This is a genomic window from Serratia sp. MYb239, from assembly GCF_002966855.1.
In the GTDB taxonomy this organism is placed as follows: Bacteria; Pseudomonadota; Gammaproteobacteria; order Enterobacterales; family Enterobacteriaceae; genus Serratia_B; species Serratia_B rhizosphaerae.
In genome coordinates this window covers 2,784,307-2,808,018 of the sequence record NZ_CP023268.1, presented here as the reverse complement: position 1 = coordinate 2,808,018, position 23,712 = coordinate 2,784,307, and the positions used below count along the sequence as shown (strand labels likewise).

General features: G+C 56.5%; 23 protein-coding genes. 6 read left to right on the top strand and 17 right to left on the bottom strand.

Annotated elements, in window-relative coordinates; genetic code table 11:
* Positions 1–15 precede the first annotated feature (15 nt).
* From CLM71_RS13535 to CLM71_RS13510, 6 genes are all read right to left on the bottom strand, one after another.
* Entirely contained in the window at positions 16–1,152 is a 1,137-nt protein-coding gene (locus CLM71_RS13535) for an HNH endonuclease (RefSeq protein ID WP_234008576.1), read from the bottom strand.
* A 226-nt stretch (positions 1,153–1,378) separates the two neighbouring features.
* Positions 1,379–2,470, bottom strand: a complete 1,092-nt coding sequence (locus tag CLM71_RS13530; RefSeq protein WP_105231468.1) for a Rieske 2Fe-2S domain-containing protein — start codon at positions 2,468–2,470, stop codon at positions 1,379–1,381.
* A 24-nt stretch (positions 2,471–2,494) separates the two neighbouring features.
* Complete coding sequence (locus CLM71_RS13525) at positions 2,495–4,198, bottom strand: NAD(P)/FAD-dependent oxidoreductase (RefSeq protein ID WP_105231467.1); 1,704 nt, start codon at positions 4,196–4,198, stop codon at positions 2,495–2,497.
* Positions 4,199–4,241: 43 nt separating this feature from the next.
* The gene (locus CLM71_RS13520; RefSeq protein ID WP_105231466.1) at positions 4,242–5,327 is read right to left on the bottom strand and encodes a monodechloroaminopyrrolnitrin synthase PrnB family protein; all 1,086 of its coding nucleotides are present in this window, start codon (positions 5,325–5,327) and stop codon (positions 4,242–4,244) included.
* Positions 5,327–6,925 carry a tryptophan halogenase family protein gene (locus CLM71_RS13515; protein ID WP_105231465.1) on the bottom strand — a complete coding sequence of 533 codons (1,599 nt, stop codon included), beginning with the start codon at positions 6,923–6,925 and terminating at the stop codon, positions 5,327–5,329. Before CLM71_RS13515 ends, CLM71_RS13520 begins: the two co-directional genes overlap by 1 nt.
* Before the next feature lie 1,197 nt (positions 6,926–8,122).
* Positions 8,123–8,497, bottom strand: a complete 375-nt coding sequence (locus CLM71_RS13510) for a VOC family protein (RefSeq protein ID WP_105231464.1) — start codon at positions 8,495–8,497, stop codon at positions 8,123–8,125.
* 175 nt (positions 8,498–8,672) lie between these two features.
* Here CLM71_RS13510 and CLM71_RS13505 point away from each other — a divergent pair, with 175 nt between their 5' ends.
* A complete protein-coding gene (locus CLM71_RS13505; protein WP_105231463.1) occupies positions 8,673–9,194 on the top strand; it encodes a hypothetical protein in 522 nt (173 codons plus the stop codon).
* Positions 9,195–9,268: 74 nt separating this feature from the next.
* Here the strand turns inward: CLM71_RS13505 and CLM71_RS13500 are convergent, their stop codons facing one another.
* From CLM71_RS13500 to CLM71_RS13485, 4 genes are all read right to left on the bottom strand, one after another.
* Positions 9,269–10,297: a fatty acid desaturase gene (locus tag CLM71_RS13500; protein WP_105233398.1), complete on the bottom strand. Its 1,029-nt coding sequence runs from the start codon at positions 10,295–10,297 to the stop codon at positions 9,269–9,271.
* Between the two features lie 330 nt (positions 10,298–10,627).
* Complete coding sequence (gene ampC / locus CLM71_RS13495) at positions 10,628–11,761, bottom strand: class C beta-lactamase (RefSeq protein ID WP_105231462.1); 1,134 nt, start codon at positions 11,759–11,761, stop codon at positions 10,628–10,630.
* A 161-nt stretch (positions 11,762–11,922) separates the two neighbouring features.
* Positions 11,923–12,243, bottom strand: a complete 321-nt coding sequence (locus CLM71_RS13490) for an AzlD domain-containing protein (protein WP_105231461.1) — start codon at positions 12,241–12,243, stop codon at positions 11,923–11,925.
* A complete protein-coding gene (locus CLM71_RS13485) occupies positions 12,243–12,911 on the bottom strand; it encodes an AzlC family ABC transporter permease (protein WP_105231460.1) in 669 nt (222 codons plus the stop codon). Before CLM71_RS13485 ends, CLM71_RS13490 begins: the two co-directional genes overlap by 1 nt.
* A 103-nt stretch (positions 12,912–13,014) precedes the next feature.
* Between CLM71_RS13485 and CLM71_RS13480 the strand changes: the two genes are divergently transcribed.
* Positions 13,015–13,563: a helix-turn-helix domain-containing protein gene (locus CLM71_RS13480; protein WP_105231459.1), complete on the top strand. Its 549-nt coding sequence runs from the start codon at positions 13,015–13,017 to the stop codon at positions 13,561–13,563.
* Between the two features lie 249 nt (positions 13,564–13,812).
* Complete coding sequence (locus CLM71_RS13475) at positions 13,813–14,235, top strand: hypothetical protein (protein ID WP_105231458.1); 423 nt, start codon at positions 13,813–13,815, stop codon at positions 14,233–14,235.
* Between the two features lie 69 nt (positions 14,236–14,304).
* Here CLM71_RS13475 and CLM71_RS13470 read toward each other — a convergent pair whose 3' ends face one another.
* From CLM71_RS13470 to CLM71_RS13445, 6 genes are all read right to left on the bottom strand, one after another.
* A complete protein-coding gene (locus CLM71_RS13470; protein ID WP_105231457.1) occupies positions 14,305–15,144 on the bottom strand; it encodes an alpha/beta fold hydrolase in 840 nt (279 codons plus the stop codon).
* Positions 15,145–15,294: 150 nt separating this feature from the next.
* Complete coding sequence (locus tag CLM71_RS13465) at positions 15,295–15,870, bottom strand: hypothetical protein (RefSeq protein ID WP_105231456.1); 576 nt, start codon at positions 15,868–15,870, stop codon at positions 15,295–15,297.
* 455 nt (positions 15,871–16,325) lie between these two features.
* The gene (gene dcuR, locus CLM71_RS13460) at positions 16,326–17,042 is read right to left on the bottom strand and encodes a two-component system response regulator DcuR (RefSeq protein ID WP_105231455.1); all 717 of its coding nucleotides are present in this window, start codon (positions 17,040–17,042) and stop codon (positions 16,326–16,328) included.
* Positions 17,043–17,046: 4 nt separating this feature from the next.
* The gene (locus CLM71_RS13455; protein WP_105231454.1) at positions 17,047–18,648 is read right to left on the bottom strand and encodes a sensor histidine kinase; all 1,602 of its coding nucleotides are present in this window, start codon (positions 18,646–18,648) and stop codon (positions 17,047–17,049) included.
* A gap of 127 nt (positions 18,649–18,775) precedes the next feature.
* Positions 18,776–19,618: a class I fructose-bisphosphate aldolase gene (locus CLM71_RS13450; protein WP_105231453.1), complete on the bottom strand. Its 843-nt coding sequence runs from the start codon at positions 19,616–19,618 to the stop codon at positions 18,776–18,778.
* Between the two features lie 125 nt (positions 19,619–19,743).
* Complete coding sequence (locus CLM71_RS13445) at positions 19,744–20,067, bottom strand: cupin domain-containing protein (protein WP_105231452.1); 324 nt, start codon at positions 20,065–20,067, stop codon at positions 19,744–19,746.
* Positions 20,068–20,286: 219 nt separating this feature from the next.
* On the opposite strand from CLM71_RS13445, the gene CLM71_RS13440 reads away from it, so the two are divergent.
* Positions 20,287–20,841 (top strand): hypothetical protein, encoded by a 555-nt coding sequence (locus CLM71_RS13440; protein WP_158684814.1) that lies wholly within the window; start codon positions 20,287–20,289, stop codon positions 20,839–20,841.
* A gap of 15 nt (positions 20,842–20,856) precedes the next feature.
* Here the strand turns inward: CLM71_RS13440 and CLM71_RS13435 are convergent, their stop codons facing one another.
* Positions 20,857–21,669 carry a DeoR family transcriptional regulator gene (locus CLM71_RS13435; protein ID WP_105231450.1) on the bottom strand — a complete coding sequence of 271 codons (813 nt, stop codon included), beginning with the start codon at positions 21,667–21,669 and terminating at the stop codon, positions 20,857–20,859.
* 250 nt (positions 21,670–21,919) lie between these two features.
* Between CLM71_RS13435 and kbaZ the strand changes: the two genes are divergently transcribed.
* Both kbaZ and agaV read left to right on the top strand, forming a co-directional pair.
* Positions 21,920–23,215 carry a tagatose-bisphosphate aldolase subunit KbaZ gene (gene kbaZ, locus CLM71_RS13430; RefSeq protein ID WP_105231449.1) on the top strand — a complete coding sequence of 432 codons (1,296 nt, stop codon included), beginning with the start codon at positions 21,920–21,922 and terminating at the stop codon, positions 23,213–23,215.
* A 19-nt stretch (positions 23,216–23,234) separates the two neighbouring features.
* Positions 23,235–23,708 (top strand): PTS N-acetylgalactosamine transporter subunit IIB, encoded by a 474-nt coding sequence (gene agaV / locus CLM71_RS13425; protein WP_105231448.1) that lies wholly within the window; start codon positions 23,235–23,237, stop codon positions 23,706–23,708.
* Positions 23,709–23,712 lie beyond the last annotated feature (4 nt).

Here is a 23,712-nt window from a genome sequence, read left to right as displayed (position 1 = left end):
TCTTCATTTTAAATCTCACGGATAGATAACGCCTTTAGGTACAGGCCAAAGTACTTCACGCGGCTCCCCTGAGGACATTCCTCTGGTAATACGAGATTGTGTAGTTGTAAATACAGCGTGTTCATACCGCTCATTAATAAGAGCTAACTTATTGAAGTCATTAGTTCCGCTATCGTCTAATGGAAGTTTATGATGAACTGACCAGTCCTCAGGAACCCTTCCTTTGGCTATGAGCTCTAAATCATCAGAGTTAAACCTTCTGGTAACCTCAGGGTTATCAGAAATAGACTTAAGAAAGTTTTTCCTTACTTTTCCATCAAATTCTCTGCGTAATAGTTTTGCTTCCTCTCTGGAGCGTCGAACATAGTTCATCTTAATAACATCGATATTATCCAGTAATTTACGCTCGCCTTTATATGTACCCAAGAATTGTTGTAGTTCTTCCAGTGATTTGACATTGGCTACGCCACCACTTGGAAGCTTTGCCACGGCCACGATGGATGATAGTGCGATCAGCGAGCCAATAGACTGAGGGTTTGCAACCTGATTAAATCCATCCGCAGCCTCTCCACCGAGCTGTTTTGCTGTTTCAGCAAACCCCTCCACATTCTGGTTATATATCCCGCCTGCGGCTAGCAACCGTCCAACTGCTTTGCTATTTAACGTATTGAGCGCTTTTTTAGCGGTTTGAGGCTGCTGTGGAACAGGCCGAACGGTAGCTCGCGGGCGGCTTTGTCCGCGACGCGATGCGACAGCTTGCTCGTAATAGTGAATAATTCGGTTGGCGCCATCAAGCTTAAAGGCGCTGTAGCCAGAATTTGATACCAGAAACCCCTGATGATTGATGTAAAACGCGAAGTCTAACGGGTTCCATAGTGACTTGGTGTCGATATAAACAACGTCACCATGCTCGATGTTGTGTTTTATCGACTTGGCATAATAGCCTTGCTCATCAACCGGGGAAGAGTCCCAGGCAACGCGTTCCTTGATATCTGAACCAAAGTTACTAAAACCTATGGCGCTTTTATGATCGAATGTATAGCGGCGACAAATTTTATCCCATGCACGGGATGGTGTGACGATCCGGTCATACAGTTCAGGTACAAGTTCCCCATAGAACAGGTGGTACAGGTTATCAGGCAACCTCTTCACGATGAGCAACATTCCTTGTTAATTGACATGGCCGTAACATAGCCAACTACGCCCAAGGTTTCAATGCGCGAGGGGAGTGACTAAGGTAAAGGCTGATATAATCACAGGCTTTAAAATGGCCGGAACCCTCACACCGTGCTAACTGTGACGCCGCTCATCAGGTTTGTAAGCACCCGGCGAAACGACGTCTCCGAACCCCATCCGGGCAAGACCCCCAACTCACGCATCACCGCTCGCTGACCGCGCGGTCGGCCCATCCCCGGTAGAACGCCCGGTACTTGAGCACCAGCTTGTCGTACTTGCTGTACGCGCCGCCGCCGTCCGGCTTCATCCCGTTCCAGATTTTGACGTCGTACTGCGCTGCCTGTCTGGTCTGCAGTCCGAACAGCATGTAGTCGGTCGCGCGGCGCAGGGCGCCGCCCACCTTTTTGATCGAAATAAGCATGTGCATGATGTTCTTGTCGTCGCTCACCGGCGTCACACACTGGAGCAGCTTGTATTTGAAGTCTCCGTCCAGAGAGACGGTCATGACACATCCGCCGGGGTAGCCATCGAAGTGCAGGTTCATCTGCGACATGTTCAGACCGAGCGCACGCGCCAGCATGCCGAAGGGCCCGAAGTAGCGGTCCACGGTGAAGTCGATCCCAGCGCCGAACCACGCGCCTGACTGGGCCAGCGGCCCGACCTCCGGCCATTGGCGCCAATCGTCGAACAGCCGGAGTTCGAAGGCCGAGATCGGGAGCTCGTGCACCGGGGCCGCGTGCTGCGCGTCGTAGAAGTTCTCGACGATGCGCAAGACCGCCGTCGTCGTTTCGAACGCGAAATGCAGGTGCATAAAATCATCGTTGTCGACGTCGGCGGCGGCGATGTCGGGCAATGGATGCTGCGGCTCCGGGGAGCCGTACCAGACCCACACGTAGCCGTATCGTTCGGCGGTGACCAGCGTCGGCTGGCGCACCGAGCGTGGTACTGGCTCCAGGCTGCGTACCGTCTGACTGTGGCCGGGAATGTGAACGCACTGGCCTTGCTCGTCGTACTGCCAATGATGAAACGGGCACTGGATGCAGCCGTCCTTGACCTGCCCGTCGGCCAGGTTCGCGCCGAGGTGCGAGCAATGGCGATCCATCACCACGGCCTGTCCTGTTGCGCCGCGCCACGCCACGCACGGACGGCCGAAGAGCGTTAGCGCCTTCGGTTTGTCCTTGAGGTCGCTTGAACGTATCGCAACGTACCAGCTTGCGGCCACGGATGTTGTTGCGTCGTATGCCTTCGGGGGATGCGCCTTGACGCTTGCCTGATTCAATTGAATATCGTTCATTGTTTTTGGCTCCTCAACGGCCGGCTACTTCTTCTGCATCAAGCCGATGCGGGTGGTGATGTACGCCTTGAGGAGCGCGAACATCGGGTTGTAGTCGAAGTACTTTTTCACCTCTGCCGGCGCGCTGGTCTGTGTCCAGTACATCAGCTTCATCGCCGGCAGCAGGCTGTGCTTTGAGTTGTTGAGCTGCGGTTTTTCCCCGGTGATGCAGTAGCCAAAGCCGAACATATGCTTGGCGAAGTCCCGTTCGTCGATGAGGGCGTGGATCCGCGCTGCGGCCTCCTCGGGCGGCTTATGCCCGGCGCTTACGGCCTCGATCTCGGCTTTGGCGTCGTTGAACAGCTGATAGTAGCCCTCCATGTCCGCGCACAGGTACCCGAGGTACGGGGGATCGTTGTCAAGGTGGTCGAGATCGCCTTCGTTGCGCGACGCGCGGAACCTTGCGTGCGCCTGCACGAGCCGGAACTGCCCGAGGATCGTGCCGACGGCCCATAGCCGGTGGAACGCGTCCCACAGGCGGAAGTCCGAAAACGCCGTGTAGCAGCAGCTGACGAAGTCGTCGTTGTGGTCCAAAAGTTTTTGCTGTAGGCGTTCGATGTATTCGAAGCGTTCCGGGGAGAAGTCGTCGTCGTTCAGTGCCTTGATGAGGCGAGCCGCGAGCGCATGGATAGTCACCGCGGTGTTCTCTAGCCCACGGGAGAAGAGCGGGTCGATGAAGCCGTTCGCGTGCAGCATCAGGCAGTAGCGGTCGCCGACGCAGCTGCTTGATGAGAACTGCAGGCGGTCGGTCCTGATCCAGTCGCGCACCGGCACGGCGTCGCGGAACTGCGCCCCGATGCTCGGGAAGCGTGCGAGGAACTCGTCGAATTCTTGCTGCGCGGAGATGTCCGTTTTCGGGTAGACACGCGGGTCTAGCTGCAGGCCGACGCTCACCAGGTTGTTGGTCGAGCGCGGGTGGTTATTGAACGGAATCACCCAGAGCCAGCCGCCCTTGAACATATGGTGTAAGGTTCCTTCGTGCCAGCGCCAGCGCTGCCCCTTGACCTTGAAGATGTCGTCGAACGGTTTCACCCCGATCATATGCGTATAGAGGCTGCGTGAGTGCGTCTTGAAGCGGCACGGCTCTTCGCGGAGATTGAACTTGATCGCCAGCGGCGCGCGCGGGCCTCCGCAGTCGATCATATAGCGGCCGGTGAAGCGTTCGTTCTGCGCGGTGGTAATCGCGACGCCGTCTTTATCGGCGTGGAATTCGGTCACCTTCGTATTCTGAAGCACCGTGCAGCCGTATTTAATGGCGGCCTGCAGCAGGTAGGCGTCGACGTCTTGTCGGTAATAATGGCTCTCCGGTCCCCAGGGCAGCTCGGGTATGACGCACTGCGTGAACTCCTTCGGATCGTGCTCCTGGCCGGGTTTGTGGAACACAAAACCGAAGTTGCGCTTGATGCCGGTGCTCGACGCCACGTAACGCTGCGTCGAGTAGAACGACGTGATGTGGTCGAGTTCCGGAATGCCGTAGCGATCGGCGATGATGCGGTTCATCAGCGAGGTTTCGGGAATCGACGATTCGCCGATCGTGAAGCGCGGGTGTGACGACGCCTCGACGATCAGCACGCGAAACTGCTGTTTGGCCAGGATGGCTCCCATCTGGGTGCCGGACATGCCTGAGCCGATGATGATCACATCGAAGTGGTGGTTATCGCGCCCGTTCGCCGGGCTCTTCTGAGTCATGAGGGCAAATCTCCTAATGAGAGGAAACAGACAGCCGCGTGCGTCAGGACGGGTTGAGAGCGGCGCGAAGGCGGGAACGTGCGGCCAGCGTGAGCGTGAGCAGGTCGCCGAGCATGCTGGGCGCGTATCCGCCACTGCCGACCGAGGGACCGCTGCGTCCGGCTTCGTATACCCGTTCCGCCAATTGGTGATGCGGCGCCCGGAAGCGCAGCAGGATCACGAAGAGCCGGTTGAGGGCCGTCAGTCCGGCCCGGACGGATTCGTCCTGCGCGCCGGCCGCTTGCGCCTCGGCGATCGCGCGGTCTACCAGCGCCGGCTTCCCGGCGAAGCGGGCGTAGACCGCTCGGTATCCAGGAAGCACGTAGGGCAGGTAGGTCTCTTTGAATTCCAGATAAACCGGATGATCCGATTGCGAGCCCCACAACACATGCTCCAGCACGAACAGGGGCATTTCTACGGCGCCGGGGCCAAGGTAGCTCTGGCCTCCGATTTGAATCGGTTCGTAGAAGGGGCGTAGCTCATCGTAGAAGACCTGCGGCGAGATAAAGCGGTACGCGTAGACGATCGATTCAACCATTTTTTGCAGATAGGCGGCCAACTCGTCGCAGCCCTGTGCAAACGCGGGCGAGCGCAGGGGCACCTCAGTCAGCTCGACGGTCACGGCGATGGCCGCTTCGAGCGCTGCCATCGACATGCGTACGCTCTCGAGCAGGTGCGTTTCATCGTCGAGCCCGGAATAACTGCGCTGCGCGTCGGCCGCTGAAGGGTTCCAGACCGTCACATGCAGCAGCGTCTCGCGCGGCGGCATCTCGGTGATGCGCGCCAGGTCGAGCAGCAGCGGCTCCAGCCCGGGCACCGCGTCCGCCGGCTCTTGTCCGTGTCGCTTGAGCGATCCCAGGAAGAACCCGATGTCCCGCATCGCGGCGGCGGCTTCGGTGAAGCCCCAGCCGGCGGGCACGCCGCCCACCGGCAGGAACTCGCGCAGCAGACCGACGATGCCGGGTACGTCCTGGTTACGGTTCAGGCCCGGCAGCTGCAGTACCTGCGGGCGCGCCTGCAGCGGGTCGCAGGCCGCCACGGCCGCGTGGGTGGCGGCGAAGGCACCAGCCCGATCCAGGGCGCGTTCCACTACAGGATCTCCGGCGACGCGGGCCGCGACTGTTCCGCGTAGCCTTTCTGCAGCGAGCGCAGGTAGTCATAGTTTGTCGGCAGGCTGGTGCGCAGACGCTCCGCCTCGTGCTGGATGCTGGCGAACATCGCTTCGGCTTTATCGATCGATTCCGGCCGCAGTTGCAAAAGCGGCAGCGAGCGGTCGGGCAGCATGTCCAGGCCGGCAAAGATGCAATAGTAGTTGCCGTTCAACCAGAAGTTCTTGAACTCAAAGTCGAAGGTGTCGTAGTAGGTGTCATCGTCGAACGAGGTGGTGGTCAGCGGCAGGCCCGCCTTGTAGCGCTCAATTTTCTCCTGGATGGCGTCGGAGAGCCGCAGCTCGTGCCGGTTGGCGAGCCAGAACGCGGTGTCTTCACGCGAGGAGGTGAAATAGTGCGCCTGAACAAAATCCCGGCAGTCGTCGAACATGTAGACGATCTCGGCGTTAAATGCGTCGGCCAGGCGCGGGTCGAACGCGGTGTCGGGGAAGTGCTTCACGAGTTGGTAAAGCGCCGCGTAGATGAAGTAGATACCCGTCGATTCCAGAGGCTCCAAAAAGCACGACGCCAGCCCGATAGCGACGCAGTTGTTGACCCACGCTCGCTTGTTGCGCCCGACCCGGAACGAGATCTGGTTGAGCGGCTGATTGTCCGAAAGGCCCCAGAGCTTGAGGAAGTCGGCGGTGGCCCGATCGCGAGAGGTGAACTTGCTGGAGAAGACGTAGCCGCTGCCAAACCGGCCCAGCATCGGAATCTTCCAGGTCCAGCCCGCGTTCATGGCGATCGAGGAGGTGTAGGGTTCGACCCCCGCTTGAGCGTCGTCATTGGGGACGGCGGTGGCGACCGCGCTGTCGCACAGCAGGTAGTCGGACATGTCAATAAAGGGCTCTTTCAGGGCCTGGTTGATCAAGAGCCCGCGCATGCCGGAGCAGTCGATAAACAGATCCGCCTCCAGCTTCCGGCCCTCCTTGGTGGATAGACTGGAGATGAAGCCGTGGTCGTTCAGGTTAACCTCCACGACCTCGTCGACCACGCGGTTCACCCCGCGGTCGACGGCCCAGCGTTTCAGGAAGTCGGCCACCAAATGCGCGTCGAAGTGCCACGCGTGGGACATCTGGCGGCTGCCGTCGTGCAGGCACGGAGCCAGATTGCCATCGAGCGCTCCGGGCTGCGGATAGCAGGCGTACGCCATCGACTGTTGAAAGCCCTGCTCGCGTTTGCGCAGCCAGTAGTGGGTAAGCGGCACGCCGTCGCAGTTCGGCACATTGCCGAACAAATGGTAGAAATAATCGTTGTGCGAGCGATCAGGAGACTCTCTCCAGTTCACGAACTTGATGCCGGCCTTGAACGCGCCGTTCACCTGGGGCATCCACTCCCGCTCCGGTATCCCGAGAAAGTCGAAGAACACCTTCTGTAAACTCGGGATGGTCGCTTCGCCTACGCCGATCCGAGGGATCGCTGCAGACTCGATGAGCGTAATGTTCGCCTGCTGCTGGAGCGCCCGGACGAGGTACGAAGCGGACATCCAGCCCGCAGTACCGCCGCCCACGATGACGATATTCTTGATCGGTTTGCTCATGACACTCTCCCATGGGAGTTTATGGGTATTTTAGACTGGAGTCTAATTTAGGTCGGATTCTAACCAGATTAGACTCTGGTCTAAAAAGTGCAAATGCCGCTGCCGAATGAAATGAATTACAGCGGATTGCCGCGAGATCAAACGCTCAGTGAAAAGCGCTTCTAAATGATAGAGAAATCAGCTGATTGTGATCCCTTGAGCTACGTGAACGGGCCGTCAGAATGGTGCTTGAGCAATGCGTCGAATATAAATCTGAATGGGAAGCCATTCACTTTATATTTTTAGAGGAGTAACTAATAGCTTAAAGAAAATAATGGTTGGCATTGTGAATTGTTCTTGTTATTAATAATCCCCTAAATGGATTTATTTATTTTGATAAGTAAAATTCTTTTATTACATGGCAATATCGCCCAGTGATGATGGTTTTCAACCGAAAAAACATGAGGCAGCAGAAAATTTTTAATATAAAAACGAATAGACGAAAGGGGTAGGGAGGGACTGGATGGCAGTTATAGATAAAATCCCGGTTATGTAAGAATGCGCGATTGCACGCCATTGTTGATGTTGCTCAACAATCATCACAGACGCTGGCGTGTTGAATTCTGCTTGGCCTACTGTATTTACTGCCCCCAGGGCTGCTCGCTGATATATTGTAAGAAGCTCATCATACCGAGGCAAACCAGTACGCCGACTATCACTATTACCGCTAATCTCATAATGCTACCTTCCGGTTGTTTAGTTATCTGTTGCATGATTTGCTCGCGGGCAGGCGCGTGAGCAAAACAAACTTATTTACCTTATGAATCATTGGCAATCCAGTATAGCCAGAACAGGCAAAGGTTGGGAGCAGGGAGGTAAAACGGTGAGACAACGGACGTAAAACAGGACTGATATCTATAACCAGCGTGTCGCTGTCTGTTTGTGCCAAGTCGTTAGGAAACTGCTTTACGAGCCGGAGGCACGCAGACCCTTTTTCATACCCCAGATAACTTATTGATATGCAATTGGTTTTCTGGGCGGTGAAAAAATAACATTTTTGTGCGCCATCGCCGGCAGTGCTTTTAAAAACAACGGGCTAGTGCTAATCTGCAACAGTTCACTGCCGTACAGGCAGCTTAGAAATCTGTTCTGATCCTCATACCATCATCGCCCCTGTTCACTGCCGTACAGGCAGCCTCCATTTCCTTATCGCTATTTTCATTCATCAGGCCGATGGCAGACCATTTCAATATTATGGCCGTCCGGCGCAATCACAAAGGCGGCGTAGTAATTGGTGTGATAATTGGGGCGCAGGCCCGGTGCGCCGTTATCTGTACCGCCGGCCGCCAGCGCCGCGCGGTAGAAATCATCCACCTGCCGACGGCTGTCGGCGACAAACGCCAGGTGCAGGTGCGCCGGCCGTTCTGCGGTTTGGTACAGACACAGTGATGCGTTGCTGGGAGAACTTAACTCTACGCCGTAGTCCGGCGTTCCTTCAGCAACCACGCTTACACCCAATGGCGCCAATGCGTTGAGAAAGAAGGTCTTGCTGGCGGCATAGTCGCTAACGCCGAATTTAACGTGGTCAAACATAAGCTCCCCTTAAAAGTGGGCAGTGCGTGCCACTCCAGTATAGCCACACCGGCGGTGTGCGTGCCGCCATGCTGTGACTTTTCTTATTCATCCAGCGTGTTTTTGACGGGGTGAGGCTTTACAACTATAAAAATAAGACCTGAGTATCACAATTGATGGTTTATCTGGGGGTACTATGTTCGACAAGTTCGAAAATGAAGATGATTTCCTGAGTTCGTTACCGAAATATTTGCGCGATCCCATTGTTAAATTTCATACCGCTATTAAAGAAACAATCGATAGTTTATCGCCTGAATCCTCTGAGCTTTTCCAATCCACGCTGAAACAAATGAAATCATTATCCCATGAGGTAGGGGAGTTTATTCACATTCGTGCCAGTCATCTTTCAGATTTATTTAGCAAACCGCTCACGTTTTTCAAGGATACCTTGGAAGGCGCTAAGAACCTTGCTGATAAAGTGGGGAATTCTTTCCATGAGATTAAGGAAAAGTATGATCAGCTGACGGATAAACCCAGCCATATTTTCGAGGGGATCAAACATTGGTTCGATGGCCTGCTGGGGGATAAGCAGGAAAAAACCAGCGCTGCGGAATTTAATTTGTACCTTGATGGACACGATCATGCGGCACCGGCGCACAGTGCTATCGACGTTAACGGCATTGCAACGTCTCATGCGGATATGCATTCAGTGATGTAAGCAGGCGCGAGAATCGCCCGGCCCGGCCCTGACTCAGGTGGTGCAGGGGCGCGCAGTTCTCGCGTTTTTACCGTTTACTCCGCGGCTCCCCAACGGTTGGCCCGGCCGAATGAGCCATAGTCGTTAAACCTGACGCCCATCTCTCTCATTACGCGGTGCGCCTTTGCCGCAGTCAACTGGCGGATATAGAACGGCTCATTAACCACGAAGTGGTGAATGCTGTGCGTGCTGCCGAAATTAAAACAAAACAGCTGCAGCGGCCATAGCCACCAAGGGTTCATCACCTGCGTCTGCTGCAGGATATTGTTGTGCTCTATATCGCCATGATAATGCATATTTGAACTGACGAAGTGCAGGCAAAAGCTCCAGAGAATATTGGGGCCAATCAGTACCACCACCAACATGTCGAGATAGCCGATCGGCGCTTGTGCTGCGCCGGACCAGGTAATCGGCATGCCGCTCAGCGTAGCAGCAAAATCGATGCCGTGTACGATCAGGAACAGATACCACAGCCCCCAGGTAAGAAAAGCGACGGGGAAGAACGCTTTGAGGCCGGTCAGTAATACCCCTCGTAGGTCGCCTTTGCCTTTGTCCTGCCAGGCGACGACGGCCAGTGCCACCATCAGATCCGCCGTCATCAGCAGCCGGAGCACTCCCCATCGAGTGCCGTTGCTGAGCGCACGTTCTTCAAGATCCTGCTCTGAGCCGGAATACTGGTGGTGTTTAAGGTGCAGCGTTTTACGCGCCCACGGGTTAGCGCTGCTTGGCCTGACGATCCACACTAAGGTCATCATCAGGTGATACATAAAGCGATTTTTTTTAAAATAGAGGTTATGAATTAAATCGTGTTCTATTTCATGGGCTAAAGAGAGACACAGTGCATTCAGCAGCAGGCATAACCACCAGGAAATCTGCTGATGAATATAGAACGTCGAGACGGCAACCAGTGAAAATATCGAGAAGAGCAAGATGCCTAAGCCGATGGCGTTCTGATATTTCAACACGGGGAAGCGCAGCTTAACGTCATTACCTGCCGCGATAATCTGTTGGCGGATGTATTTTACCCTGACGGGCAGGCTGAGCGGTGGGGCCTCGTCGACCATTTTCATCTCCTCACTATCCAAGTAAATCGGCGGATACTACTCACCACATTCCCTGAGTGGTTATCTTCGGCCACGGTAGCTGAGATGATTTCCTTGTAATAAGTAAAGGTAGAAACAATGAGGTGATTAACAAGTAGCGCTTAAGTTTGGCGTGTGCGATAGATTTGCCAGGAAATGATTAATGTACCAATTATTCAACGGATAATGATTAATTCCGCCTGTTTTTTTAGACGCTTGTTTCAGACTTTTACGCAAAAAACTGTCGCATTATGACTCAGCATTACCAGAGGAAAACCGGGGGACGCATGCCCCCCCGAAAGGCGATGATGCTCAGCGCGTCAGGCTCTGTACAATCTGGTATACCGCTTTTACACGCTCATCATTAGGGAAGTTTTTATTTGCCAGCATCACAACGGCGGTTTTCTGTGCAGGGATAAATACCGCGTAGGTGGCAAAACCGTTGGTCGAGCCGGTTTTGTTGTACCAGGCCTGCTGCTGAGGAGCCTGCGGCGGGGTTATTGCCTGTGCCGGCACGCCATTCATGATCACTTTCGCATCATTGCCCGCCAGCAGCGTATCCAGCGTGACCGGGTAAGGGTAGCTTTCCCACATCAGGTCCTGCGTGAACTCGCTGGCGTGGTAGTAGCCGCGATGAACGCCATCCAGCGCCTGCCGCCAGTCAGGCGCTACCTTGACCAGCCCCATATTGGCGTTCAGGTAACGGATCAGATCGCTGCTGCTGGATTTCAGGCCGTAAGATTCAGCATCCAGCGGGCCGGGGGTAACACGCACCGGTTGGTCTTCTTTATTGTAACCCTGCGCATAATCTTTCTGGGCGGCCGGCGGCACATTGACATAGCTGTGCGTCATGCCCAGAGCTGGCAGCAAACGTTGCTCCATCGCGATGGTAAACGGCTGCGCCAGGCTTTTGGCGGTGATCATGCCCAGCAGACCAATTCCCAGATTGGAATATACCCGGTAGCTGCCTATTGGGTGCGAGGGCTGCCACTGGCGGTAATAGTCCATCAGCTGTTGTTCATTGGTGATCTCATCCGGCACAAACAGCGGCAGACCGGAGGTATGGGTCGCCAGGTTCAGCAGGCTGACGCGGTCAAAGGCGCTGCCTTGCAGTTGCGGCAGGTAATGGCTGGCCGGTTGCGCCCAGTCAAGCTTGCCGGCGTGTTGCGCATAGGCGGCCAGCGTGGCGGTAAAAGTTTTGCTCAGCGAGCCGATCTCAAACAGCGTGTTCTGCGTAACCGGCAGCTTGCTCTGTTTGGATGCCACGCCGTAATTGTAGAATTGCGGTTTGCCGTCAACGGAAACGGCGATGGTCATACCCGGCACCGCGTATTTTTCCATTAATGGTTGTACGACTTTATCGATCTCTGCCTTATCGACGGCGTGACCGAACGTCGGCAGTAAAGCCAGGCACAGGGGAAGCAGGGGAAGCGTTTTTTTCAGCATAATAAAGTTAACCGAAGCGATGCATCACATGTCTTGGAAGTGCCGAACTGTCAGTCCGGCACCGATGGTTAATGCGCAATTTATCCCGTTGCGCTGAAATTACATCATAGAACAGTTACGCTTGGTTATTATCATTATTTTGGTTATGCGAATCATTCCGCTCAGGGCAGGCCAAGCCAGCGTAGCAGTGCGGTCACTGCGGCCGCGGCGACCAGCACGATAATTAACGGTACTTTACGCCAGGTGAGCAGTAAGCCGGTCAAGACGCCGACCACCCGCGCCGCGCCGGCGAAATGCTGATCTTCGAACAGCGTGGCGATAACGGCGACCGCCAGCAACAGCGTGGTGGCGGCATCCGCAAGCAGGTCGCGGGTGGTGGTGGAAAAGGCCATTTTTTGGCCGAGCAGGGCGCCGCTCAGGCGCAGCAGGTAGGTGCCGGCGGCCAGGATAATCATGCCGGTAACAATGGAGTGCAGTGACATCAATGCGTCCTCTTTCTGATCAGCAGCCCTAACAGGGCAAACAGCACCGGCATGCCAATGGGCGCCCAGGGTACGGCCGCCAGCGCGAACGCCGTGCCGGAAACGGCGGAGAGCAGGGTGCGGCGGTTTTTCAACGCTGAGACGATCAGCGCCAGCAAAATCGTCGGGAAGACGGCATCCAGACCAATGCTGTGCACGTCCGGGATTAAATTGCCGATCGAACCGCCGACAATCACCCCCAGCGGCCAGCACAGTGCGATACCGAGACCGCACAGCCAGTAAGCCGCCTTGCGCGCTGGCAGCGTCGGTTGCGATACGCCGAACACCACGCTTTCATCGTTCATAATATGGCAGCCGAGAAAGCGCGCCGGGCCGTGGCCGATCAAATCCTTCACCGCCATGCCGAAAGGCATATGGCGCGCGTTGACCAACAGCCCGGCGGTCGCTGCGGCAAATGGGCTGCCGCCGCCGGCGACGATGCCAATAAACAGAAACTCGGACGCGCCGGCCAGCACCAGGACTGACAGCGCCAGCGGCACCCACAGCGGGAAGCCGTAGCCGGTAGCCAGCGAGCCGTAAGAGACGCCCACGATCCCATCGGCGAGGCAGACCAGCACGATGCCTTTGACCACCTCACTGTTTAGCACGCTCAAGCGGTTGAACTTCATCTCCATGACCTTATAACGAACGAAAGTTTTGTTATAATGAACAACGCTGAAGTGTTTTACAAGTCGAACGATCGTTCGTTATAGGATTAAGGTGCCGTAATTTATGACGCAACCGATAACCATTATTGCCGATGCGCTGGTGCGTGAACGCCAGCGTGCGGGCCTCTCTCTGGCTGAGGTCGCCCGGCGTGCGGGCATCGCTAAATCGACGTTGTCGCAGTTGGAGGCGGCTAACGGCAACCCCAGTCTGGAAACGCTGTGGTCGTTGTGCGTCGCCCTGGATATTCCGTTTGCCAGGCTGATGGAGCCACAGCAAAACAGCACGCAGGTGATCCGTCGCGGCGAAGGGCCGACGGTGGTGGCGGAAATGGCCGACTACACCGCTGCGCTGTTGGCGACCTGTCCGCCGGGGGCGCGGCGTGATATCTATTTGCTGACGGCCCAGCCCGGCGCCGACCGCATTTCGCAGCCGCACTCGCCCGGTTCGGTGGAACATATCATCATCACTCAAGGCCGGGCGCTGGTCGGGCTGATTGATACGCCGGTCGAGCTGTATGCCGGCGACTATATCTGTTATCCCGGCGATAGGGCGCATATCTTCAAGGCGCTGGAGCCTGATACGCTGGCGGTGCTGGTTTCGGAGCAGAATTGAGTCGATGGCGCCGGTTATCCGCCAGATTAATTAACTATTGTAATTAGCGTAATCACTTTCATTCTCATTTGGCCGTCATTTATAATCCTGCGGCCTGCCGTTTTTATAGCCATTAATAAGAATGCTAATTAACTCTGTCCCAAGCTTTCGGCGCTCAGCGCCGCAGCGGTGGGGCCAGGGGGAGATCTTTACGGCAGGCGTCCCCCTCGGAATGGCATTCGCATAAACAGGGATTTCAGGAGAATGTTGATGAAACGGAGCTTACCGCTACTGACGGCGGTGCTGATGGGCGCGGCGTCTGCGGCCGCAGGCGCGACCTTTGATTTACAATATCACCCGCCGGAAGCGGCCGATCGGAAAGTGGGTAATGCGCAGCAGCCCCTCAAGCCTGTGCCGCGCCACCAAATATGGAATGCGGAAAAACTGGCGCAGGACAATCAGCGGGCGGAGAGTGAAGAGCAGGCTCAAGCACTGGCGGATTACCAGCGCCAGCGGCAACGCGCGCATATTCTGGGGGAGCAGCGGGAGCGGATTCGACGGCACCCGAACAGCACGCGGCCGGCGGCCAGAGACTATCTGGTGAACTGTATGCCGCCGGGGGACCGCGGCAGCCTGAAATGGGATGATGAAGGACGCGACCCGAGCCTGTGCGGGCGCATCAGCTGGGACTGAACATTCGCAAGAAAAACAAAAGGCCGGTCGCTGTTGACGTCCGGCCTTTCAGCGTGCGGCGACACGTTTTCAGGATGCCATCGCCTCTTCAACCAACAGAAAACCGTTCATCACGTCGTTGAAATAATCTGCCGCAAAGCGGCTTTCCATATAAATAAAGTGGCCAGCCTGCGGTACGGTAATAAATTCGCAGTTATTGATATAATTACTGAGTTCCTTAATATCTTGCGCTGTAGTGTATTCGTCCTGCTCGCCGTTAATGAACAGTATCGGCGTATCGATTTGTCGGAAGGTATCGATATAATCCGCCTGATTAAACTCGGTAATCTGCGCAACGTGGTAACGAACCTGCTTTTGCGCTGACTCATCAAACTGCCGCAAATGTTCGTAGTTCACCTGCTTTAACAGATTCGGCAGATATTTGCCGACCTCGGTGTTCAGCAGCATAGCCGCTTCATCGCCTTTGCCTTCATCCAGTAGTTTTTTACCCTGGCTGACGTAGTAATTCATCGCGTCGTTAACCTTGGTGGAGAACGAAGCAACGACGGCTTTGCGGATGGAGCGCGGGCGGGAGGAGAGCGCCATCAGTGCTGCCAGTCCGCCCCAGGAGATAGAGAGCAGATAAGACGGTTCATAATGGTTAATCAAACTCTGCAGAATGAAAACCTCATCGCTTTTCGCCAGCGGTTTGGTTAAATCATTGTGCTGACGGGACTGACCAAGGAACGGTAAATCGAAGAGAATGACGTTAACCCGGTTCTTGAAGTTTCGTACGCAGCTGCGAAAAGCCAGCGTGGTTGAAAAAGATCCATTAACGCAGATGACGGAATCCGTGACGCCGGGGTACATATATCGCTCTACATAGACCTGCCAGTCACCGACGCGAACAATTTCTGTTTCTGGTTTCATTTCCCACCCCCATGAATAACAATAAAATGATGCCGGCCCCTCAGAATGGCGCAGCAAACCCTGGCAAATATGTGAAAATTATTGCGTTCCGGTTATTTTGTTTCTGCGGCCAGAACGACCGCAGAGCGATATTATGAATCCGGGTATGGCTTACGCTGCGTGGTGTACGGCAGCGTCTGCGGCGTCAGTCACGCCGTTAACTTCTACAGCAGCAGGAGTAGCAGCAGCGGCAACGTCGCCACCGGTCTGCTCCAGTGCAGAGATCAGCGCGTCGGTTGCGTCAGTCGCACCGGATACGCCGTCGGTGACGTGGTCAACCACACCAGATACGCCGTCGGTGACGTGGTCAACAACTTTGCCGACATCGCCGCCCAGGTCGCTGATTTTATCCAGTACGCCGCCAACAAAATCAGTCACATTGCCGGCCAGGTCGCCTACGGTGCCAGCCACATCACCCACCAGACCCAGCAGAGAGCCTGCTACGCCGGAAAGCAGGCCGCCAACGCTGCCGGCTACGCCGCTAATCACACCCCACAGGCCGCCGCTGCCTGAAGTTACAGCGTCAACGACACCGCCGATAGCGCCGGTAGCGTTGTCAACGGTAGAGTCGACCAGATCGCCTACGGTGCCAGACACGCCGCCAACCAGATCGCCCGCAGTACCGGTAACGGAACCAACCAGATCGCTTGCGGTGTCAGCGACGTCTTTCACGATATTATCAGCCATAAATCCTCCTAAAAACCTTGCAGGGTTTTGCATTAACAGGGTAAGCATCCAAGCGAGAGTTATTCATCCATTCGCCTATAAAGTTAGAACCAGATCACGCTGATGATCAAAGTTTAATTAAGTATTAAACCCATGTTAAGAAGTTATAAATCGTGTGATTTTTTATAAAATAATTAAATATCAATGGATTGAAATTCTGGTTCGCTCATCGGATAAGTGAAATTTTTAGGAATAATTCTATTCACACAGTTTTATTACTGTTGTTTTATTAATTAATTGTGACGCAAACATTACCGTAGCGATATGTTCTGAATTTGTTAATAAAATTTACGTTTAGCGCTGAACTTTGCCGGCTTTATCCGCTGGCAGTGCAATAAACGCCCGATGCCGGCGACGGGCAGAAGAAGGGGGGAAGCGCGCATGTGTTATGCCGGCGCGCGGGGCGGCGAAGAGGGTCAGCGGCAATACGATTGCAACAGGCCCAGCGCATCGGCGTTGAGCTGATAGAGATACACCGGCCGGCCGGTGGTGCCGTACATAATGCGGGTGCTGAGGATCTCGCTGTCAGCCAGATAAATTAAATATTTACGGCATGAGACCCGTGATATGCCGATGGCGTTGGCCAGGTTGTCGGTGGAAAACTCCTCATCACGCTGCTGTTCAATCCACTCACATACCGTGCGCAGCGTAATGCTGGTTAACCCTTTCGGCAGTTTCTTGTTTTCGCTGCCGTTCGGCTGGCGGCGCAGCAGATTATCCACGTCAGACTGCGCGCAAAATGTACGCTGCGCCAACAGCTGTGACTGCTGCTGATAGTGGCTCAGCGCCTGTTTGAAACGGGTGAACTGAAAGGGCTTGATCAGATAATCCACCACGCCGTAATGCAGCGCTTTTTGCACCGTGTCGACGTCGCTGGCGGAAGAGATGACGATGACGTCAGTTTTCTCCCCCAGTTCGCGCAGCGCCGGCAGCAGGTCTAACCCATTCTCCTGCTTCATATAAATATCCAGCAGCACCAGGTCGATACGGGCGCTGGCGTCGGTGAGCAGGGCATGTGCCTGCGCCAGCGTTGCCACCGTGGCCTGGCAGTGAAAGCCCTTGACCTGGCTCAGGTAATATTTATTGAGTTCCGCCACCATGGGATCGTCATCGACAATCAGTACGTTAATCATGTTTTCAGCTCTTGGCCTGATAGGGAATATGCACATAAAACTGGGTCAGTTCACCCGGTTCAGAGTCAAAATCAATACTGCCGCCCAGCTTTTGCAGGTGGCTGAGAATTAATGCCAGGCCGATGCCGCGTCCTGACCCTTTGGTTGAAAATCCCTGTTCAAAAATGCGCGAGCCGACGATCGGATCGATGCCCGGACCGTCGTCACTGACGGTACAGTGTAAATGATTGCCATTGTGATGGAAGCTCAGGGTAATTTCATGTCCTTCCTCACCGTCGATGGCCTCAATGGCGTTTTCGATTAAATTACCCAGCACGCTGATCAGCACATGGGTGGTTTCCGCCTCTGCCGCTTCCGGCAGCAGGCTGTCCTCATCAATCACCAGATCGATGCCGGCCTCCTGCGCACGGTTGATTTTGGCGATAAAAAAGCCTGCGACTTCAGGCGATTTTATCCGGCGCAGCAGGGTGCCGATCTCTTCCTGATAGGTGCTGGCGGTATTGATCACATAGTTTTCCAACTGCTGATACGCCTTCATATGCAGCATGCCGAGGATCACGTGCAGCTTGTTCATAAACTCATGCGACTGCACCCGCAGCGCATCGGCATATTGCGTCATGCCGCTGAGGCGCTGCAGCAGTTGGCTGACCTCGGTTTTGTCACGAAAGGTCGCAATCGCGCCGACCACCTGTCCCTGAACGATCACCGGCACGGTATTGACCAGCAGTTCACTGCCGTTAAAGGCGATCTGCCGGTCGCGCCGCGGTTTACCGCTGGCCAGTACCTCTGCCAGATGCAATTGCGCCGGCCAGTGTTTGCTGGCGGCGCTGAGCAGCAGGTTTTCAACCGGCCCGCTCTGCCGCAGCAGCCGCTTAGCCTCATCATTGACGATACTGATGCGTGATTGATTATCGACGGCAATCACGCCTTCTTTAATCGATTGCAGCATCGCATTGCGCTGTTCGAACAGGTTGGAAATTTCGTAAGGCTCAAAACCGAGCATAATGCGTTTCAGCGCTTTTACCAGACAGAACGTGCCCAGCGAGCCGACCAGTGCGGCGAAGGCCAGCGTCCAGTAGATGATCCAGCGGCTCTCGTCGATAACCCGCTCGACGGTATCCAGCGCAATGCCCAGCGCTACCACGCCGATCTGCTGGTGGCGGGCGTTATAAACCGGCACAAACACGCGCAGCGCCGGAGCCAGCGCGCCGCGGTTAATGGCGCTGTTTAACTGGCCGCGCAGCGCCGGCGCCAGGTCGTTGCCGATAAAATGATGGCCGATCAGCGCCGGTTTGGGGTGCGAATAGCGGATGCCGTCCATATCCAGCACCACCACGAACAGCAGTTCATTATGCTGACGCACCTGCTCGGCGAAGCGCTGAATAGCGCCGTCCTGCCGCCGGTTCTGCAGCCCGTCGACGATGGTGTCGGACAGCGCCAGCGTTTCGGCGATAGCCATGGCTTTACGCTGCAGCTGGCTTTGTCCTTCATGGTCCATCTGGACAAAAAACAGCGCGTAAACCACCATCAGCACCGAGGCGATAATGGCGGACACCATCAGCGTAACCGAGGTGCTGAGCTTCAGCGGAAGCCTTGGCTGTGACATAAGAATTCTCCGGAGCAGGTTGTGACGCGCTATTCTAACGGGGAAAGGGGACGGGTGCAGTTACCGGCTGCAGATTACCACGGCCGGCAGCGGAGAACGGGAGTTATTTTAGTTACATAACGATGCGCTATGCCTGATGGTAAATCTCCAGCGCCTGCTCGCCGCCGGCGCCCTGGTGGATAATCGCCATCAATGCGCGCACCACCTGCGCCGGGTTATCGTGCTGATAAACGTTGCGGCCATACACCATTCCGCTGGCGCCTTGCGCCATCAGCGCGGCGGACTTGTCCAGCACCGCGCGCAGCTCGCCTTTGCCGCCGCCGCGCACCAGCGTCGGGCAGCGGGCCGCTTCGACGATGCGGTGAAAATCTTCCACCCGTTCGGTCGGGTCGGCCTTGATGATATCGGCGCCCAGTTCGCGCGCCAGCCGCACCAGCGGCACCATTTTCTCCACATCACCGATCGAGCCGTAGGCCGCACCCTGGCCGGCCGGCGCCATCACCAGCGGCTCGATCATCAGCGGCATGGCGTAACGCTCGCAGGCGTGACGCAAACGGCCGATGTTCTCCACGCACTGGCGGAAAATGCCGGGCTCATCCGGGATCATATACAGGTTGACCACCACTGCGGCGGCATCCATTTGCAGGGCGGCGAGGAGCGGCTGCTCCGGATTATGCAGCACCGCCCACATTTCACGATGGCGGGCGGCGTTATAGGCATTGCCGACGTCGGTGCGCATTACCAGCGCCGGCTTGTTGCGCTGCGGGGCAGCCTGCAGCAGGTCGGCCTGGCCGTAATTGACCTGAATGGCGTCCGGGCGGGCGTCGATCAGGCTGCTCATCACCCGTTCGATATTCTCCAGGCCGGACAAAAAATCCGGCTCGTTGGCGATACCGTGGTCGATCGCCACATCCAGACATTTACCCTGATTAAACAGCCGGTTCATCCTCGCCTGATTACCGATTTGCATACCCTGTCTCCGCCCGGTTTACCGTCTACACAGTATTGGCGAGGATGCGCCGCGCTGAGCGAACAATCGCTTAAATTGCGCTGCGGCTCGCAATTTTTAACCGGGGAGAACAGGGAGGACGCGGCTCAGGTCAGGAAATCCTCCCGCTGCGGGGTAAAAGTATCCAGCAGGACGCCGGCTTCCAGACAGACGCAGCCGTGTACCACGTGAGGCCGCTTATACAGCGTATCGCCGGCGCTGACCTGATGCGTCTCCTCGCCGATGGTGAATTCAAAACGTCCGGACAACACGTAGGTCAGCTGCTCATGGGGGTGGCTGTGCAACGGCCCCACCGCGCCGGCGAGAAAGTGCACCTCCACGGCCATCATGCCGCCGCCGTGAGCCAGAATACGGCGCGATACGCCATCGCCCAGCGTTTCCAGCCGGGTATCTTGTTTAAATACAAACATCATGCGCTCCTGATAACGGATGAGTCCGCTGAGGATAAATTAAAACGATGTTTTAATTTTTGCAAGGGCTGCGCGCGCCGCTGGCGGAGCATGGAATATTGAACCAGGCAGCAACCGGGGGCGCGTTGGCAGTTGCGCGCGCGGACCCGGCGACAGTATGCTAATCCTGCCCGATTTTACGGGGCGCTCGATTATCGCCAGGAAATAAGGGAATCCGTTATGCAAGTTACACGTCGGTTATTACCACTGATGATGCTTATACCGCTGTCGGCGCCGTTACTGGCGATAGCGCAGCAGGAGCCGCTGCTGAAGAGCCATGCCGCGTCTGCGTCGCAAAGCAAAGCGCCAATCCCCAGCCTGCTGCTTGGCCGGTGGCGCGTGACGAAGACGCTGCCGACACAGGCCGCCGTCTGCTGGGATCGGCAGCAGATCGACAGCGTGCTGAATACGCAGATCAGCTATCAGCCGGACGGTTTTAGCTGGAACAACCAGCAGCGGCGCAGTCTGGGCGTGGTAAGCAGTACGGTTGAGGAGCAGGAGTTTGTCGAGGATAACTCGGATGCCGATTCCGAGACGCCGGCCGTCGATTTCGCCATGCTTGGCATTATTGCGCCAGCGGTGGAGCGGATCGCCATCATGCATACCGCGAAAGACTCAGCCTCCAATACGCCGGATGACGACGAATTCCCCGGCGCGACGGTGCTGATCAAGAACCCGGACACGCTGATCTTCTCAATGTGCAACCAGTACTTTGAGGCCCAGCGTCAGCGCTAAATGCTGACGCTGGCGTCAGACCTTCACCCGCACTACCTCGATCCCGCTTTTTTGCAGCTCGCCGAGGCTGTCTGCGGGAATGCCCTCATCGGTGATAATGGTATCGATACGCTGGGTATCGATGATTTTGTGCAGGCTGGAACGGTTGAACTTGCTGGAGTCGGTCACCACGATGATACGTTCCGCCACTTCGCACATCCGGCGGTTCAGGCGCGCTTCGTCTTCATTGTGGGTGCTGATACCGCGCTCCGGATCGATAGCGTCGACGCCGAGAAACAGCATATCGAAGTGGTAATTCAGCAGCGCCTGCTCCGCCTGGTCGCCGTAAAACGAGAGCGACTGGCGGCGCAGGTGGCCGCCGGTCATTAACAGCTCTACGCCTTCCGCCTCCAGCAACGCGTTGCCGACGTTCATGCCGTTGGTCATCGCGATCACCTCATGGTGGTGACGCATCAGCCGGGCTATTTCGCAGGTGGTGGTTCCGGAGTCGAGTATCACCCGACTGCCGGGCAGGATCATATCGGCCGCGACCTGGGCGATGCCGTGTTTTAACGCCGTATTCAGCGAACTTTTCGCTGCGACACTGGGTTCGGCTGCGGGGAGCGTACCGTCGCAGATCAGCGCGCCGCCGTAGGCGCGCACGGCAATGCCCTGTTTTTCCAAGAATGCCAGATCGTTGCGAATGGTCACCGTTGAGACGCCAAACCAGGCGGAAAGATCGTTAACCTGCACGCTTCCTTGCTGCCGCAACCGCTGGATAATCTGTTCACGCCGTTCGCTGGTGCCGGTGGCGCGCTTGTCGGCGGAAAAGTCGCTGCTGCTGCTCATATGAGCTCCTTTCATTAAATCTTTCGTTTCATTTCGATTCGCCTATTAACCCCTTTCCTTTGACAGAATGCAAGCGTAAAAATGCCGCCTTCAGTGCGCTTCCTCACGTCTGAACTCTTTCATTTGCTTTCTTTTGTGAAACAGATCGGAAAATTAATATCTTTCGTTTTGTTTTTTAAACACCCTGCAGCAGGATAAAAGAAACGAAACGAAATGCATCGCCGCGCGTCAGCCGGAGAGGGGGAGGAAAGTGAAGCAGCTAACCGAGATGGTAAACAGACACAAACAAGGGCAGACGAACGGCATTTATGCCGTGTGCTCTGCGCATCCGCTGGTGCTGGAGGCGGCATTGCGCTACGCCCGGCAGCGGCAGACGCCTTTACTGATTGAGGCGACGTCCAATCAGGTCGACCAGTTTGGCGGTTATACCGGCATGACGCCGGCGGACTTTCGCGGCTTTGTCTGCCAGCTGGCGCAGAAGCTGGATTTCCCCGCATCGCAGATTATTTTCGGCGGCGACCACCTCGGCCCCAACCGCTGGCAGAGCCAGCCTGCCGAGCAGGCGATGACGCAGGCGGAAACGCTGATCGAAAGCTACGTCGCCGCCGGCTTTAAAAAGATTCACCTGGATTGCAGCATGCCCTGCGCGGATGATCCGCAGCCGCTGAGCGATGCGATCGTCGCCGAACGCGCCGCGCGGCTGGCGCAGGTGGCCGAGCGTACCTGCCGCACGCAGTTTGGCGTTTCCGATCTGGCGTATGTGATCGGCACCGAGGTGCCGGTTCCCGGCGGCGCGCATGAAACCCTGACGACGCTGGCGGTTACCGCCCCGGACGCCGCGCGGGCGACGCTGGCCGCACATCGTCAGGCGTTTGAACGGCAGGGGCTGGGCGACGTCTGGCCGAGGATTATCGCGCTGGTGGTGCAGCCCGGCGTCGAGTTCGACCATACGCAGGTAATTGATTACCAGCCGCAACAGGCCGTGGCGCTCAGCGCCATGGTGGAGTCCTGCGATACGCTGGTGTTTGAAGCGCATTCCACCGATTACCAGACGCCGCAGGCGCTGCGCCAGCTGGTGAAAGACCATTTCGCGATACTGAAAGTCGGGCCGGCGCTGACCTTCGCCCTGCGCGAGGCGCTGTTTGCGCTGGCGGCGATCGAGCAGGAACTGCTGCCGGCGAACGCCTGCTCCGGCCTGCGTCAGGTGCTGGAACAGGTGATGCTCAAACGGCCGGAATACTGGCGCAGCCACTATCACGGCGATGAGTCCGCCCGTCGGCTGGCGCGCGGCTACAGCTACTCCGACCGCATACGCTATTACTGGCCGGATGAACAGATTGAGCAGGCATTTACACAGCTGCTGCGCAACCTGACGGACACGCCAATCCCGCAGCCGCTGCTCAGCCAGTATTTACCGCTGCAGTACCCCAAGGTGCGGGCGGGAACGCTGGCTGCCGCGCCGCGTGCGCTGATTATCGACCATATCCAGAACGTTTTGGGCCAGTACCACGCCGCCTGTCAGGGCGAGGCCCTGCGTTCCGCATAACAACAACGAGGAAAACGCTATGCCGAACATTGTATTAAGCCGTATCGACGAACGTTTGATTCATGGTCAGGTGGGCGTTCAGTGGGTCGGGTTCGCCGGTGCGAATCTGGTGCTGGTGGCCAACGACGAGGTGGCTGCGGATCCGGTGCAGCAAAACCTGATGGAGATGGTGTTAGCGGAGGGCATTGCGGTGCGCTTCTGGTCGCTGCAGAAGGTGATCGACAACATTCACCGCGCCGCCGACCGGCAAAAAATCCTGCTGGTCTGCAAGACGCCGGCGGATTTTCTCACGCTGGTGCAGGGCGGGGTGCCCGTGACGCGCATCAACGTGGGCAATATGCATTACGTCGAAGGTAAACGGCAAATCGCCAAAACGGTCTCCGTCGACGCCGGCGATATCGCCGCGTTTCACGGCCTGCAAACCGCCGGGGTTGAGTGCTTTGTGCAGGGCGTACCGACGGAACCCGCGTTGGATCTGTTCAAACAACTGTGAGGGA

Bases quoted from the DNA above. Each gene is read 5' to 3' on its own strand.
- CLM71_RS13505 (WP_105231463.1), top strand. From the start codon at position 8,673: ATGTTCGACAAGTTCGAAAATGAAGATGATTTCCTGAGTTCGTTACCG.
- ampC (WP_105231462.1), bottom strand. From the start codon at position 11,761: ATGCTGAAAAAAACGCTTCCCCTGCTTCCCCTGTGCCTGGCTTTACTG.
- CLM71_RS13530 (WP_105231468.1), bottom strand. From the start codon at position 2,470: ATGAACGATATTCAATTGAATCAGGCAAGCGTCAAGGCGCATCCCCCG.
- CLM71_RS13510 (WP_105231464.1), bottom strand. From the start codon at position 8,497: ATGTTTGACCACGTTAAATTCGGCGTTAGCGACTATGCCGCCAGCAAG.
- CLM71_RS13470 (WP_105231457.1), bottom strand. From the start codon at position 15,144: ATGAAACCAGAAACAGAAATTGTTCGCGTCGGTGACTGGCAGGTCTAT.
- CLM71_RS13490 (WP_105231461.1), bottom strand. From the start codon at position 12,243: ATGTCACTGCACTCCATTGTTACCGGCATGATTATCCTGGCCGCCGGC.
- CLM71_RS13465 (WP_105231456.1), bottom strand. From the start codon at position 15,870: ATGGCTGATAATATCGTGAAAGACGTCGCTGACACCGCAAGCGATCTG.
- CLM71_RS13475 (WP_105231458.1), top strand. From the start codon at position 13,813: ATGAAACGGAGCTTACCGCTACTGACGGCGGTGCTGATGGGCGCGGCG.
- CLM71_RS13480 (WP_105231459.1), top strand. From the start codon at position 13,015: ATGACGCAACCGATAACCATTATTGCCGATGCGCTGGTGCGTGAACGC.
- CLM71_RS13450 (WP_105231453.1), bottom strand. From the start codon at position 19,618: ATGCAAATCGGTAATCAGGCGAGGATGAACCGGCTGTTTAATCAGGGT.
- CLM71_RS13515 (WP_105231465.1), bottom strand. From the start codon at position 6,925: ATGAGCAAACCGATCAAGAATATCGTCATCGTGGGCGGCGGTACTGCG.
- CLM71_RS13500 (WP_105233398.1), bottom strand. From the start codon at position 10,297: ATGGTCGACGAGGCCCCACCGCTCAGCCTGCCCGTCAGGGTAAAATAC.
- CLM71_RS13445 (WP_105231452.1), bottom strand. From the start codon at position 20,067: ATGTTTGTATTTAAACAAGATACCCGGCTGGAAACGCTGGGCGATGGC.
- CLM71_RS13435 (WP_105231450.1), bottom strand. From the start codon at position 21,669: ATGAGCAGCAGCAGCGACTTTTCCGCCGACAAGCGCGCCACCGGCACC.
- CLM71_RS13485 (WP_105231460.1), bottom strand. From the start codon at position 12,911: ATGAAGTTCAACCGCTTGAGCGTGCTAAACAGTGAGGTGGTCAAAGGC.
- CLM71_RS13525 (WP_105231467.1), bottom strand. From the start codon at position 4,198: ATGACTCAGAAGAGCCCGGCGAACGGGCGCGATAACCACCACTTCGAT.
- CLM71_RS13455 (WP_105231454.1), bottom strand. From the start codon at position 18,648: ATGTCACAGCCAAGGCTTCCGCTGAAGCTCAGCACCTCGGTTACGCTG.
- agaV (WP_105231448.1), top strand. From the start codon at position 23,235: ATGCCGAACATTGTATTAAGCCGTATCGACGAACGTTTGATTCATGGT.
- dcuR (WP_105231455.1), bottom strand. From the start codon at position 17,042: ATGATTAACGTACTGATTGTCGATGACGATCCCATGGTGGCGGAACTC.
- CLM71_RS13440 (WP_158684814.1), top strand. From the start codon at position 20,287: ATGCAAGTTACACGTCGGTTATTACCACTGATGATGCTTATACCGCTG.